Annotated in this window: 13 protein-coding genes; 4 read left to right on the top strand and 9 right to left on the bottom strand. The window is 41.0% G+C overall.

The genetic code is table 11. The features are described 5' to 3' along the window. The first annotated feature begins 2 nt into the window (after positions 1-2). On the top strand, positions 3-1,127 hold the full coding sequence (locus tag NU887_RS06355; RefSeq protein WP_258422533.1) for a TIGR03364 family FAD-dependent oxidoreductase: 1,125 nt from the start codon (positions 3-5) through the stop codon (positions 1,125-1,127). A 38-nt stretch (positions 1,128-1,165) separates the two neighbouring features. After that, positions 1,166-1,744: a helix-turn-helix domain-containing protein gene (locus tag NU887_RS06350; protein WP_258422532.1), complete on the top strand. Its 579-nt coding sequence runs from the start codon at positions 1,166-1,168 to the stop codon at positions 1,742-1,744. A 10-nt stretch (positions 1,745-1,754) separates the two neighbouring features. Here the strand turns inward: NU887_RS06350 and NU887_RS06345 are convergent, their stop codons facing one another. The 9 genes from NU887_RS06345 to NU887_RS06305 form a co-directional block, all read right to left on the bottom strand. Beyond that, a complete protein-coding gene (locus NU887_RS06345) occupies positions 1,755-3,569 on the bottom strand; it encodes a metallophosphoesterase family protein (protein ID WP_258422531.1) in 1,815 nt (604 codons plus the stop codon). A 166-nt stretch (positions 3,570-3,735) separates the two neighbouring features. Next, positions 3,736-4,446, bottom strand: coding sequence for an SIMPL domain-containing protein (locus NU887_RS06340; RefSeq protein ID WP_258422530.1), 711 nt, complete (start codon positions 4,444-4,446; stop codon positions 3,736-3,738). Positions 4,447-4,566: 120 nt separating this feature from the next. Beyond that, positions 4,567-5,415, bottom strand: a complete 849-nt coding sequence (locus NU887_RS06335) for a prephenate dehydrogenase (protein WP_258422529.1) — start codon at positions 5,413-5,415, stop codon at positions 4,567-4,569. A 27-nt stretch (positions 5,416-5,442) separates the two neighbouring features. Then, positions 5,443-6,588 carry a pyridoxal phosphate-dependent aminotransferase gene (locus tag NU887_RS06330; RefSeq protein ID WP_258422528.1) on the bottom strand — a complete coding sequence of 382 codons (1,146 nt, stop codon included), beginning with the start codon at positions 6,586-6,588 and terminating at the stop codon, positions 5,443-5,445. Between the two features lies 1 nt (position 6,589). Further along, entirely contained in the window at positions 6,590-7,405 is an 816-nt protein-coding gene (locus NU887_RS06325; protein WP_258422527.1) for a prephenate dehydratase, read from the bottom strand. A gap of 1 nt (position 7,406) precedes the next feature. After that, on the bottom strand, positions 7,407-7,775 hold the full coding sequence (locus tag NU887_RS06320; RefSeq protein WP_258422526.1) for a DMT family protein: 369 nt from the start codon (positions 7,773-7,775) through the stop codon (positions 7,407-7,409). Positions 7,776-7,846: 71 nt separating this feature from the next. Beyond that, on the bottom strand, positions 7,847-9,073 hold the full coding sequence (locus tag NU887_RS06315) for a 3-phosphoshikimate 1-carboxyvinyltransferase (RefSeq protein WP_258422525.1): 1,227 nt from the start codon (positions 9,071-9,073) through the stop codon (positions 7,847-7,849). Further along, positions 9,070-10,128, bottom strand: coding sequence for a 3-dehydroquinate synthase (aroB, locus tag NU887_RS06310; protein WP_258422524.1), 1,059 nt, complete (start codon positions 10,126-10,128; stop codon positions 9,070-9,072). Before aroB ends, NU887_RS06315 begins: the two co-directional genes overlap by 4 nt. Before the next feature lie 102 nt (positions 10,129-10,230). Continuing rightward, positions 10,231-11,328, bottom strand: coding sequence for a bifunctional 3-deoxy-7-phosphoheptulonate synthase/chorismate mutase type II (locus NU887_RS06305; protein ID WP_258422523.1), 1,098 nt, complete (start codon positions 11,326-11,328; stop codon positions 10,231-10,233). A 482-nt stretch (positions 11,329-11,810) separates the two neighbouring features. Here NU887_RS06305 and NU887_RS06300 point away from each other — a divergent pair, with 482 nt between their 5' ends. Both NU887_RS06300 and lysS read left to right on the top strand, forming a co-directional pair. Next, a complete protein-coding gene (locus tag NU887_RS06300; protein ID WP_258422522.1) occupies positions 11,811-12,998 on the top strand; it encodes a proline dehydrogenase family protein in 1,188 nt (395 codons plus the stop codon). A 70-nt stretch (positions 12,999-13,068) separates the two neighbouring features. After that, entirely contained in the window at positions 13,069-14,787 is a 1,719-nt protein-coding gene (gene lysS, locus NU887_RS06295) for a lysine--tRNA ligase (RefSeq protein WP_258422521.1), read from the top strand. Position 14,788: the final 1 nt, after the last annotated feature.

Genomic DNA, 14,788 nt, shown 5'->3' with positions numbered 1-14,788 from the left:
CCATGCAACCATCAGCAATCGTCATTGGCTCAGGAATCGTCGGATTGGCCGTCACAAGAGCACTTTCAAACAAAGGTTGGAAAGTCACCGTCATCGAAAGAAATCCCAAACCGGTTGGTGCATCCATCCGGAACTTTGGAATGGTATGGCCAGTCGGACAAGCACAAGGTCCGACCTTTGACAGGGCTATGCGATCAAGGGCAATTTGGATGGAAATGAGCAAGAAGGCAAAATTCTGGGCAGAAGAAACCGGATCATTACACCTTGCATATACTGACCTGGAAAATCAGGTGGTCGAAGAATATGTGGCAGCAATGCAGGGCATCAAATCAGCCTTTCATTTAAATCCAGCACAGACCGCAGAAAAGAGCAAGGCCGCTATCGTAAATGGGCTCAAAGGTGCACTTTGGACAGAAGAAGAAATGATCGTAGATCCCAGGGAAGCCATCTGGCAAACAGCTGCTTTCCTTGAATCTCTAGAAAATGTAACCTTCGAATGGAATAAGGCAGTCACTGAAATCAACGGAAACAAAGTCAGGTCAGGAAACCAAACCTGGGAAGCTGAGCAGATTTTTGTCTGTAGCGGAGCAGATTTTGAAACGCTCTATCCCGAAATTTTTGATGCCACTCCCATCACCAAATGTAAACTTCAGATGATGCGCCTTGCCAAGCAACCGGAGAATTGGCGTATCGGACCGCCGCTTTGTGCAGGCCTGAGCTTTATCCATTACAAAGGTTTTCATGTAGCTCCTTCTTTGGCCAAACTCAAGTCTATATATGAGGAACAATATCCTGATTTATTGGATCTCGGTATCCATGTGATGGTTTCCCAAAATGGAAACGGGCAACTGACCATCGGTGACAGCCACGAGTATGGCAGGCATTTGGATCCGTTTGACAGGGAGGATATCAACAAAAAAATCACTGATTTTTTGAAAACTTTTGCGGCTTTCAAAGACTGGACTTTGGAATCTTCCTGGCATGGGATTTACCCCAAGATGACTGATGGAGCGACGGAGTTTATCCATCAGGCAAGTCCACAAGTCTGGATTGTCAATGGAATGGGCGGAGCGGGAATGACGCTTTCATTTGGTCTAGGCGAAGAGGTGGTAGAGAAAATAAGCTAAGGACTAGGGTATATTTAGATATCCTGCTATTTTTCATTATGGAAAACGAAATCTTGGTTCAGATCAGCCAAAAGATCAAAAGCATCAGAAAGGATAAAAACCTTACCATTCAGGAAATTGCCGAAAGGGCGGGCGTCACGAAGGGTTTGATCTCACAGATTGAAAACTCGAGGACACTCCCATCGCTGCTCGTGCTGATGCAGATCATCAAAGCCCTGGAAGTGGATCTGAACTTCTTTTTCAATGACCTTAGCCTTGATGGTAGGGAAGCTCCAGTTTTGGTTCTCAGGAAAGAAGAATACAGCAAATTCGAAAAAGAACCTGCTTCAGGCTATCAGTACGAGCGCATCTTCACAAGAAAAATCAAATCAGGAGCAGTCGATTTTGTTTTGCTCGAAATCTTGCCCGGTTCAGTTAGAAATTTTGTAACCACCGATGCGTTTGAATTCAAATATATCCTTCAGGGTACAGTCAAATACATTTTCCGTGATCAGACCGTCGAACTTTTTGAAGGAGATTCCATGCTTTTTGACGGACGATTGGAGCACAATCCCGTCAATGAAGGAAAGGAAATAGTAAGGATGCTCGTTGTTTATTTCTTTGAAAATATGGAATAAGCTCTTGATTTTACTTTTTTATTTGGAAAGAATCAATCAAGCCACCCTCCAGATTGTAAGTTCTAAGTTCCAAAAAATCCCCAACGACTTGAACGGTACAATAATGATGTCCTCTGTAATTTTTTGCGGTAAACCAGGTTCTGGCAGGGGCATTGTCCTCCAAGTTGCCTCCAGATCCTCCTGCCTGCACATAGATTGTTCCTTTTTCAGAATCGACTTTGTCCCCTTTCAAAGGATGCGACCGCATATAAGTATGCAGATGTCCGAAGAAAACCATATCAACTTCATTGGCTTCAACCAGTGAAATCAAGTCTTTCAGTTGTGAATCACCCTGATTTCCGGGTTCCTTCCAGGTATTGCCATAATCATCCTCATCTGCAGAATAAGGTGCATGGTGAAGCACGACAAATTTCCATTTTGCTCCACTTTTGGCCATTTCATTTTCTAGCCAAACATACTGTTCTCCTCCTTTCTGAAGGTCTTTTCGGGGATTGCTGTTGAGCATAAAAAAGGAAGCGTCTCCGTAATCGAAACGGTAAAAGCCCTTTTCACCTGATTGCGGATGGTATTGTTTGTACCAATGAAGGTCTCCGTCCCCATTTCCCGGAACAGTCGCAATGGGAATCCTTGAAGTTAAAACCCCCGTTCCCTGAAAATATTCCATTGTCCACTCAAACTTGGAATCTTTCCATCCACCATCCGTCAGATCCCCTAGATGAATCAAAAAATCAGGTCTTTCTTCCCAAAGTCGTTGGGCAACTTGGTTATTGACCTGCGGTCTGCTTTCTGTATCACTGATGATTCCAAAAAGAAAAGGATTGCCTCTTTGCTTTGCTGTTTGGAAAGAAAGAACCTGAGTAGATAATTTCTCTCCGCTTTCAGATTCCAAATCCAGCCTGTAAAAATAGGTTGTCCCGGGATTCAGATTTTCTAAAGTAATGGTTCTGATGAGATCGTTTCCTGAGTCAAAATTCTTAGACATTTCCAAGGGAAGTTTTTCTCCATAGGTCAAGATGGCTTTGGAGGCCCGATCTGTTTCCCAAACCAATTGGGCAGAATTCTCACCAATATCATTGAGATATGGACCTACCATCAAATGGAACTTGTCAGAATAGAGCTTTCCTGCACTGATTTGCTTTTCTACTTTCGAAATAATACTGGCAATTTCCTGTTCTGTGAGGTCTTGGTTGAATATCGCCGCTTTCTTTATTAAATCATGGGCTTCCATGTAAGGCTCCTTTTCCAAAAAGGATTTTAAGACCAACTGACTTCCTTCCAAAGTTTTGTCCAATTCCTTTTGCCAAACCATTTCGCCTTGTTCAAAAAGTGTGATGTTTTTCCCATCAAAGTTTAGCAAGTAGTGATTCCAGTATTTTTTCCAGGATTTGGAATTGAATTCTGAATTCTGCCAAATCCCTTTTTCTATCATGCCGGTAGTCACTTTTTTATCAAATACCGAAATAGCCAATTCCAAATCATCTTCTTTCCAAAATTCCCAAGAAATCCCAACCGGATTATTGACATGGGTGAGTAACAAAAACTCCAAAGTAAACGGTTTGGAAAAACCGACAGAAAAGTTTTCAAACAGCTGAAAAATAGAAGAAACCGGTTGATTCAGGCTGTTTGATGAGTCAGAAAAACCTGAACCAAACTTTTTAAAATCTTTCAAATAAACGGTTTCATCAGAAGACTTTGTAGCTGCATTTCTTGGAAGGTCATACTGATTCCAAAACCAGAATTCTTTGGCAGGTTTGGAGATTGAATCAGAGGATTGAATCGAAATATTTGGAAACAGGAAGGAAAAAAGGAATAGGAATGTCAGCATTGGAACCGGATTTTTGTTTACCAATACTAAACAGAAGAAAAATAAAAGAGATGAAGGGGCTGTTAAGAAACTGCTATAAAATCATCAACAGAAAAGCCACCGCCAAAAAGGGCTGGTACTTTTCAGCAGTGGCTTTCAATTTTGATATTCTTACTTTTTCATATTTCTACTTTGAAAATGAAAAAGAAACCATCACCCTGTCATTGAGCTTTTGCTCCTCAAGACTGAAAGTCGGTTCTTGGTATGATTCACTCGTATCCATGGCCAACATGGCTTTGGCATTACGCATGACGGGCATGTAGTTGTTATTTCCTGAGGTATAGGTGACATTATGGACTTGGAGTTTTGACAACCCCAATGATTTTGCAATTACCTCTGCTTTTGATTTTGCATCAGCAATGGCGAGTTCGAGCAATTTGGCAGCAGATGATTTTCTCAAGGCATCCGAAACCTGAAACTGCACATTGTAAGTCATATCTGTCGTCTGATGCAATGCTTCAGTGATTTTCACCAAATTCTGTTCTGCAATTTTTACCCTGACTTTGATGGTTTGGGCAGCAACATAGCCACTGTCTTTGGAAGAGTTGTTGGAATAAACCCTGTTGACATTGACAAAATAATTGTCCACGGTAAAAGTGTATCCGCTTACCCTGGTTTTTTTGAGAGCATCCTCAATTGATTTTGTCTTCTTGTTCAGTGCATTGGTAGCCTCGGAAACTTTCAGTGCTTTTTCTGAGAGGTTGATAAACATCAATGCTTCATCCGGCATGATGCTGAGTTCGCTTGTTCCCTCGACCTGAATAAGCGGAATATTTTCCTGTGCAAAAACAGATCCCAACAGGAATAAAAACGGCAATGCAAATAGTAGCTTTTTCATAATATTGGTTTTTTTTAAGTCTTGTACGGAAGATTCAAAACTTAGGCCAGTTTTTTTTCAGTAAACAGAAAAACAAGTTGCCGGTGGATACTGTACAGAGGCTGATTACTGCAAACTTGATTATTTCCCCAAATCCAGGATATCCTTGATTTTGTTGGTTTTTTCCATTTCGTGGTACAATCCTTCGTAGTCATCGGCAATGATTTTATCACGGAACTTCGAAAGGTTAGAAATGTACAAGCTCATAGCCTCAAGGATATTTTTCTTGTTTTCCTGCATAATCGGAGCCCACATTCCCGGCGAACTTTTGGCCAACCTGACCGTCGAAGCAAAACCACTTCCCGCCATGTCAAAGATGTTTTTTTCATCTTCCATTTTATCCAAAACGGTCTTGCCCAACATAAACGAAGTAATGTGCGACAGATGGGAAACGAAGGCCAAGTGCTTGTCATGCTCCTCAGGATCCATAAACCGCAGTTTCATATTCAGCGCTTCCAATATCTCATATGCTTTGGCTTTCAGGTGGATGTCCGTCTTTTCCATTTCACAGATGATAAAAACCTTTCTGTCCAAGAGGTCCGCTTTGGCAGCTTTTGGGCCGGAATATTCTGTTCCTGCTATCGGGTGGCCGGCCAGGTAGTGATCTCTTTTGGGATGCTCTGCAACCGCCTGACAAAGCAATTCTTTGGTCGATCCGAAATCCATCACTAATGTTTCAGAACCAATTTCATCCAAAGTTTGGATTAATAATTCTGACAAAGTATTTGCAGGCGTGGCCAAAACGATGATATCTGTGTCCGCATCGGCCTTTTCTTTGGCTTCATCGATGATGCCTAAAGTAAGTGCATCCTGAAGGTTTTGGGGATTGGAATCGAATCCGGTAAAATGGATTTCCGGCTTAACTTGTTTTAATGCTAGGGAAAAAGATCCTCCTAATAGACCCAAACCGATAATGTGTATTTTTTTCATTGTTGAAAATATATGTGGGTGATGCGTTTATGATAATCGATTTATTGCTTCTTTGATGGATTCCTCTTTGACACAAAGTGAAAATCTTATGTAACCTTCCCCTTGTGTTCCGAAAATATGTCCGGGTGTAACAAAAATAGATTTGTTGTAAAGTAGGTTATCTAACAATTCATCAGATGTTTTTCCCTGAGGCAATTTAGCCCATACAAACATGCCTGCTGTGTCCTTTTCAAATTCCAAACCCAATTTTTCTGCCAATTCCCAAATCAGTTTTCTTCTTTTGGAATAAATTTCATTCAGTCCTCCATACCAATCCCTTCCCAATGACATGGCTGCGATGGCCCCTTGTTGGATTCCGAGAAACATCCCTGAATCCATATTGCTTTTGACTTTGGTGATGGCAGTGATCCATTCGGGTTTACCTGCGACAAAACCAACCCGCCAACCGGCCATATTTGAAGTTTTGCTGAGGGAATTGAGTTCCAAAGCTACTTCTTTGGCTCCTGTAATCTGGAAAATACTTTTTGGATTATCCTCCAAAACAAAGCTGTAGGGATTGTCATTGACGATTATGATGTGATGCTTTCTCCCAAATGCAATCAGCTTTTCTAAAACCTTCAAATCAGCCTTAGCGCCTGTAGGCATATGCGGATAATTGACCCACATCAGTTTGACTTTGCCTAAGTCCTTTTTTTCGAGTTCATCAAAATCAGGATACCAGCCATTTTCTGATTTTAAGTCATAATAAACAGGCTCCGCCAAAAGCATTTTGGTCACAGAAGTGTAGGTTGGGTAACCGGGATTTGGGACCAAAACCTGATCTCCCTCGTCTAAAAAAGTCATGGAAATGTGCATGATACCTTCCTTTGAACCCAATAGGGGCAATATTTCCGCATCGGCTAATAAGTTTACCCCATAATGACTTTGGTAAAAATCAGCGTAGGCGGTTCTCAAAGCAGGAATTCCCTGATAGCCTTGGTAGCCATGGCTCGTTGGCAATGAAGAAGATTGGTGCAAAGCATCTACAACAGATGGATGAGGCGGCAGGTCCGGACTTCCAATTCCCATGTTGATGATTGGCTTTCCTTCCTCCCGCAGTCGGTTGACCTCTTTGAGTTTTTGGGAAAAGTAATATTCCTGAATGCTATCTGTCCGTTTGGAAAATCCCTTCATCTTATTTCCTGCTTACATATTCACCAAAAATCTTCACTTCTCCCCCATTTTGATTGACGGCGTCGATGGCCTTCAGGTATTTGGCGTAATCGTCAAATTGCGCATCTATGAAAAACGCATAGTGCCAGGGATTTTCAATAACCGGAATGGATTGGATTTTACTCAAGTCAAGGTCATTTTCACTGAGCAAAGTCAGGAGCTTGGCAAGACTTCCCTTTTCATTTCTGATAGTGATTTTGAATGAGGCTTTATTGGGTTTTTCAGATTGCTGCGGTTTGTCTTCTTGCAGGAGTATGAAACGGGTAAAATTGTTTTTGATCGTCTGAATGTCATGGGCTAGGATTTCCAAACCATAGATTTTTGCGGCTGTCGAGCTTGCAATGGCACCCAATCCTTTGATTTTTTCATCAGAAATCCGCCTTGCAACAGTAGCCGTATCCACATCATCGATCAATTTTATATCAGGATAATCCTCAAAAAATCGCTTGCACTGAAGCAATGCCATAGGATGGGATTTTACCTCTTTGATATCCGTGATTTTTTGCCCAGGCAAAACCATAAGGTTGTGGGAAATCGGCAGGTAGTATTCTTCAAAAATATGTAAACCGTGCCTGTCGATAAGGTCATAATTTGGGAGAATGGCTCCAGCAATGGAGTTCTCGATCGCCATGACTCCGTAAGGAACCTCCCTTCTTTGAACTGCCTTGGCGACTTCCTCAAAAGTCCTGAAACCCTCGATTTCAGTTTCTGCCCCAAAATAATTTAGCGCAACCTGATGGTGAAAAGATCCCGGAATTCCCTGAATGGCGACTTTCATATTATTTTTTGAAAATAAAATAAACTGCCAAAACCAGAAATCCAAAGCCGATGATATGGTTTAGTTTGATGGTTTCATTCTTGAAAAACACCAAAGTGAAAATCATGAATACAACCAAAGTGATTACCTCCTGAAGCACTTTCAATTCTACCAAAGAAAAAGGCCCGCCGTTTTCTCTGAACCCTATCCTATTGGCAGGAACCTGAAATATGTATTCAAAGAAAGCGATTCCCCAACTGATCAAAACGATCGAGATCAAACCGAGATTTTCAAACCACTTCAAGTCTTTGAATTTCAAATGCCCGTACCAGGCCATGGTCATAAAGGTATTGGAAAGGATCAGAAGAAGGATTGTGTAGGTGCCTTTCATTTCTAGATGTGAGACGGGAGATTTGAGATGTGAGAGGAAAGACCCAAAGTCTTGTGTCTTTTGTCTAATGTCTAATGTCTAATGTCTATTAAGGAAACGTGTTTCCAAAAACTCGGATACGATTTATTAACCACTGAAGGATCTTCGATAATCACCTTCGTTTTGGTCATCAGCGGCATAAATGCCATGGCCATCCTGTGGTCATCATAGGTGTGAATATGGACCTCATTAGGCATTGTCACGGAAGGAATCAAGGTAAAAACTTCATTTTCTCCTTCTTTGAGTTGGGCATTGAACTTCCCCAATTCTTGCTGCAAAGCATAAATCCTATCAGTTTCCTTGATCCTCAAACTTTCCAATCCTGTAAATTTTGTCTTTTGACCAATGATCGCACAAGTCACAGCCACTGTCTGTGCAAGATCCGGGCAATGTGTAAAATCCCAGGAATCAAGTCCTTTGACAGGTTGTTTGGTGAGTTTGACCCCACCATTTTGAAATTCACTTTTGACACCAAGCCTGTCCATGATGTCCACGATTTTGGAGTCACCCTGCAGGCTGTTTTCTTTCAGGCCTTCCAAAAACAATTCTCCTTCATCTGAACATGCCAATAAGCTGAACCAATAACTTGCTCCCGACCAATCACTTTCGACATTGAATTGGGTAGGTTGATAAGCTTGATGGGAAACTTTGATGAAATTTCCTTCCCAAGCATACTTTATACCAAAAGCAGCCATGAGTTCAAGGGTCATTTCGATATATGTCCTCGATCCGATTTTTCCTGTCAGTTCCAATTCGAGTCCCATAGGAAGCACCGGCGCAATCATCAACAGTGCTGAAATGTATTGGGAACTGACGTTTCCCCGGATTGTGATTTTATTTGTTTTTTGTTCTTTCAGGCCATGAATGGCCAAAGGTGGAAAACCTTCCTTATTCATGTAATGGATTTCCGCACCTATTTCTCTCAATGCATCCACCAAAATCCCGATTGGCCTTTCACACATACGGGGCGTTCCGGTCATGACCTTATTTTGATTGGTTGCAGCAACAAAAGCAGTTAAAAACCGCATTGTCGTACCGGCATCCAAGACATCAAATATTGCAGGATTTTCTCCTAGCAACCTGATCATGGTCTGGGTATCACGCGCTTCGGCAAGGTTGCTTAATTTGTTCTCACCTTCGGTAAGCGCATCGATGACCAATGCCCTGTTGCTTTCACTTTTGGACGATGGAAGCGGGATGACTGTAGGTTGAAAAGCACTAATCTGGCTTAGAAATAAAGTTTCCAAGGTTGGATTCATTGGTTTAATTGAACTTGTGAAGTTAATGATTGGTAAAATGAGATGGCTTCTTTGATTTCTTCGGCTGTTCCTTTGATGTTGTAATCACAATTGCCTATTCTTCTCAAAAGTGAAAAGTTTACCGTTGATCCTTCATTCTTTTTATCCTGACTGCACAATTTGATGATATCATCGATATCAGCTTCGAAAAACTGAAAAAACCCGTAAATTTCAGTCAAGGCATCAGTAATGATTTGGAGATCTTCTTTTGGCAATCCTGATTTTTTATGGGAAAGAAAAGCCTCGCAAACCATCCCTACCGCAATGGCTTCACCATGGAGCAAATGTTTATCGGTATTGAGATAAAAAGATTCGAAAGCATGGCCGATCGTATGTCCAAAATTCAGAATTTTTCGCAATCCAGCTTCCTTAGGATCTTTTTCTACCACTTCCCTTTTGATCTGAACAGACTTTTCGATGATCTCCCTCCAATTTTGCTTTTCCCAATCTGCGATTTTGAGACAAGAAAAGTAATTGGCATTTTGGATCAAGCCGTGCTTCAAAACCTCAGCGTAACCCGAACGCATTTCCTCCAAAGGAAGGGTTTGAAGGAAAATTTCAGAAATCAAAACAAGTTCAGGTTGGGTAAATACGCCGATGTGGTTTTTGAAACCATTGAAATCAATCCCCAATTTTCCACCGACACTGGCATCCACCTGAGAGAGCAGAGTTGTCGGAATATTGATAAATCGGATTCCCCTTTTGTAAGTTGCCGCACAGAAACCTCCCATGTCGCCTGTTACTCCCCCACCAAGATTGATGATCAAAGCTTTTCTGTCAAAGCCTTCATCTGTCATCCATTGCCAGATTTGGGAACAGGTGTTGAGGTTTTTGTTGGCTTCGCCGGCAGGAAAAGAAAAATGTTTATGGCCTTCCGGCAAAAGCTTCTCGATAATCGGATAGCAGAATTTTGAAGTATTTGAATCTGAGATCACTCCCAATTGGGAATAGCCCAATTGATTCAGGTATTTACTCAAATCAAAAGAGATATTATTTGAAAATATTACTGACTCCAAAATATTGGGGATTTAAGGTATAAATAGAAAATCTATTTTGGGAGGTAAGAAGTGAGAGGTAAGAGGTGAGGACAGATACCTCTTACCTTTTACTTCTTACCTTCATTTTTTCACGGGATCAGCTTCTCTCAATTGCTTTTCCTGCCTTTTCACAGATTCTTCGTGGATACAGTAAAGCAATTCTTTCATGAATTTCTCTGAAAGGTTTTTCTGCACTCCTTTTTGGGTCCTGGATTCCATGACAAATTTCCACCTGTCAGATTGGAATACAGTAAGGTGATGTTCTCTTTTATAGGCACCGATTTGATCGATCAAGGAAAATCTCTCCTGTAAAATATCCAACAATTGATCGTCCAAATGATCAACTGCAGATCTCAAATCATTCAATCTTTCTCCAGGGTTTTCACTTCCTAGGGTATCTTTGAAATCAATTAAAGAAAGGATTTCTTTCAATCTTTTTGGCGTAACCTGCTGCTTGGCATCAGACCAGGCGTTATCCGGATCATGGTGAGTCTCAATCATCAAACCATCAAGACCAAAATTGATTGCCCTCTGCGCGGTTTCGAGAATTCCTTCTCTGTTTCCAACAATATGACTCGGGTCGTTGATCACTTCCATTCCTTTCCACTCTCTTTTCAAGTGGATCGGCATAGACCAATTTGGTTTGTTTCTGAATCTTTTGTCATAAGAATCAGAAAATCCTCTGTGGATTGCCGCCAATTTATTGATTCCGACTGCATGCATTCTTTCCAAAGCACCGATCCAAAGCTGCAAGTCTGGATTCATTGGGTTTTTGATCATCACAGGAATGTCCACTCCTTTGAGCGCATCGGCGATTTCCTGTACTGCAAATGGATTGACAGTAGTTCTGGCTCCTACCCAAAGTACATCGACTTTGTGTTTCAATGCCAATTCCACGTGAGCAGCATTACCAACCTCGGTTGTGATGGGGATATTGAGGTGATGCCTCACAATTTCCATCCATTTCAAACCTTCTTCACCTATTCCTTCAAAGCTTCCCGGTCTCGTTCTAGGTTTCCAGATTCCTGCGCGGAACATATCAGGAACCATGTTTTCTTTTTTCATGTCCAGGCAGACTTTTTCGATCTGCTCAGGAGTTTCAGCACTACAAGGTCCTGCGATGATGACATGGCCTTCTATTCCGAATCCCCAGTCTTTGATTTGTAAATGGTCTTTCATGATTTGATAGGTTTAATAAAAAAAGCCCGACTCTTTCGAACCGGGCTTTTTTTGCTTTATGATTTTTTAGATTTTTTCTAGACAATAAGCAGCTCCGATTCGGCTTTGAAGACGAAAGTAAAAGTAATAAAAGCTAAAGAAGGCGAATGCTGCGATTAACATGTTTCAAAAGTAAGAGCCTCTTTTTTAAAAACAAATTAATTTATAAATAATTTCTTACTCTTTATTCAAAAATCAGACGAACCATTAAGAATTCAATAAGTACAATCAGAAAATAAGTATATTTCAAAATATAATTTTGCATTGGGGTTTGAAAAAGATGAAATCAAATTGGCTTTTTCGCTGATTATTGGATATTCATATATCCAAACATTCATAATCAGGTTTTTGTAATTTACTCCATTATATATGGCATCAAATAACAAAACATTCCCCTACCCCATGAGGTTTTTTTAATATATTTGCCCCGTAATTTGAGTTATATGCCTGTCAAACCCAATATTTCTTTTGAAAATCTTGAAGTTGCCTTTGCTTCAAAATCCAATGCCGAGCTAAAAAAAATGTACCTGATTTTCGCTACAGTCAACAACAATCTAGCTGTAAGTGTTGGAACCAAGCTTGCCAACTGGTCTTTTGCCCTTGGCCTCCCCATCAAGGGAATCATGAAAAAAACAATGTTTGGACATTTCTGCGGAGGAGAAGACATCAATGATTGTCAGCATGCATTAGAAGAATTGGCCAAATATCATATCCATACCATCCTCGACTATTCTGTAGAAGGAGAAGGCGATGAAGCGAGTTATGAAGTTACAAAAAATGAGATCCTAAGGACTATAGAAAGATCCGCCGGTGATGAAAATATTCCTTTTGCCGTATTTAAAGTCACAGGACTTGGTGATTTTGAGATCATGACCAAAATCCAAGATGGTAAAACTTTAAATGATAAGGAAAAGACTTCATTCGATAAACTCAAAATCAGGATTGATGAGCTTTGTAAAGCAGCCTATAAAGCAAATACCAAAATATTGATAGATGCGGAGGAATCTTGGTTCCAGGATGTGATCGATGGAATGGCCTATGATGCGATGGAAAAATACAATAAGCAATCCTGCATTGTGTACAATACTTATCAGATGTACCGGCATGATTCACTTGCAAAATTGAAAAGAGACCATAAGGTTGCCTTGGAAAAAGGATATTTGCTGGGCGCTAAATTAGTCAGGGGAGCATATATGGAGAAGGAAAGAGACCGTGCCGCAGAAAAAGGATATCCTAGCCCCATCCAACCAACCAAAGAATCTTCAGACAAGGATTATAATGCCGCCCTTGAATTTTGTGTTGAAAACATCAAATCGATGGGCTTGGTCTCCGGTTCCCATAACGAAAAAAGCAACTACCTTTTGACGGAATTGATCTCAAAATATGGAATCAACCCTTCAGAGGAAAGTGTATATTTTGCTCAGCTATATGGAATGAGTGACAACATTTCCTTCAACCTTGCAAAAGCCGGTTACAATGTGGTAAAATACGTCCCCTATGGACCGGTAGAAAAAGTAATGCCTTACCTATCCCGAAGGGCAGAAGAAAACACCTCGGTTGCCGGCCAAAGCAGCAGGGAATTTGACTTGGTAAAAAGAGAAATCGCAAGGCGAAAAGTGGCTAAGAAATAGAGGTTATTGGTTATTGGTTATTGGTTATTGGTTATTGGTTAAAAATTATTTGAACTGAACATATAGAGAAATGCAGGTATTAAGCGAACAGGAATTAGAAAGAAGAAAAGACCGGGAAGAATTGATGAAGTTGGGAATTAACCCCTACCCTGCTGAATCATTCTTTGTCAACGTGACAGCAGAAGATATCCATAAAAATTACGAAAATAGAAAAACTGACTATAAGGATATTTCAATTGCAGGGAGATTGATGACCAAAAGAATCATGGGTTCTGCGTCCTTTGCTGAAATCCAAGATTCTACGGGAAGACTTCAGATCTACCTCAGAAGGGATGATTTGTGCCCTGATGAAGACAAGACTTTCTACAATACAGTATTCAAGAAACTTTTGGGAATCGGTGATTTCATTGGTTTGAAGGGCTATATTTTTACTACCCAAACGGGTGAGATATCTCTCCATGTCACAGATTTGAAGATTCTTTCAAAATCTATCAAACCCCTTCCTGTCGTAAAAAGAGATGAAGAAGGGAATATCTATGATGGGTTTACGGATCCTGAGATGAGATATAGACAGCGGTATGTGGACCTTACGGTCAATCCTGAAGTGAAAGAGGTTTTTGTAACAAGGTCAAAGGTCATTACCAATATGCGCCGTTACTTTGATGACCACGGATGGCTGGAAGTGGAAACTCCCATCCTGCAGCAGGTTCATGGAGGAGCAGCAGCACGTCCGTTCAATACTTACCACAATACCCTGGATATGCCTCTTTACCTGAGGATTGCCAATGAATTGTACCTCAAAAGATTGATTGTCGGTGGTTTTGAAGGCGTATATGAATTTGGTAAAATGTTCCGGAATGAGGGAATGGACCGAACCCACAACCCCGAATTCACAAGTATGGAAATCTATGTAGCCTATAAGGACTACATCTGGATGATGGAAATGGTCGAGGATTTGATCGAAAAAGTCACCCTTTCTATCCATGGTAATACTGTAGTGAAAGTTGCTGACAAAGAGATTGATTTTGCCGGGCCATATAGAAGGTTAACGATGTTTGATTCCATCAAGGAATATGCGGGAATTGATGTTAGCGAAATGGATGAAGCAGGTCTTAGACAGGTATGTCTAGATCTGGGCATTCAGGTGGACAACAGCATGGGTAAAGGCAAATTGATTGATGAAATTTTTGGCGAGAAAGTGGAAGCCAATCTGATCCAACCAACGTACATCACCGACTATCCTGTAGAAATGACACCCTTAGCCAAAAAACATAGATCCAAAGAAGGATTGGTGGAACGATTTGAGCTATTTGTCAATGGAAAAGAAATCGCCAATGCTTATTCGGAATTGAATGACCCGATCGTTCAGCGGGAAAGGTTTGAAGATCAGTTGAAATTGGCTGCTCGTGGAGATGATGAGGCCATGGCCATGGATGAGGATTTTCTCCGTGCTTTGGAATACGGCATGCCTCCAACCTCAGGATTGGGAATCGGAATAGACAGACTCACGATGTTGCTGACAAACAAAACCACCATACAGGAAGTCCTATTCTTCCCGCAAATGAGGCCTGAAAAGAAATTGAAAATCGCTTCAGATGAGGATTTTATGGAATTGGGCATCCCTATCGGATTGCTGCCTGTAATCAGAGACATGAATATCCAAACCATCGAGCAGTTGAAAGAAATGGATCCAAACAAGCTCTTTAATGATGTTTGCGGAAGGAGAAAGAAACTGAAACTAGAAGTTTCCAATCCTACAAAAGAGGATGTAGAGAAATGGCTTTCTTGAT

Origin of the sequence: Aquiflexum gelatinilyticum (assembly GCF_024741135.1) — a bacterium.
Taxonomy (GTDB): Bacteria; Bacteroidota; Bacteroidia; order Cytophagales; family Cyclobacteriaceae; genus Cognataquiflexum; species Cognataquiflexum gelatinilyticum.
This window is presented reverse-complemented; position numbering and strand designations above follow the sequence as displayed.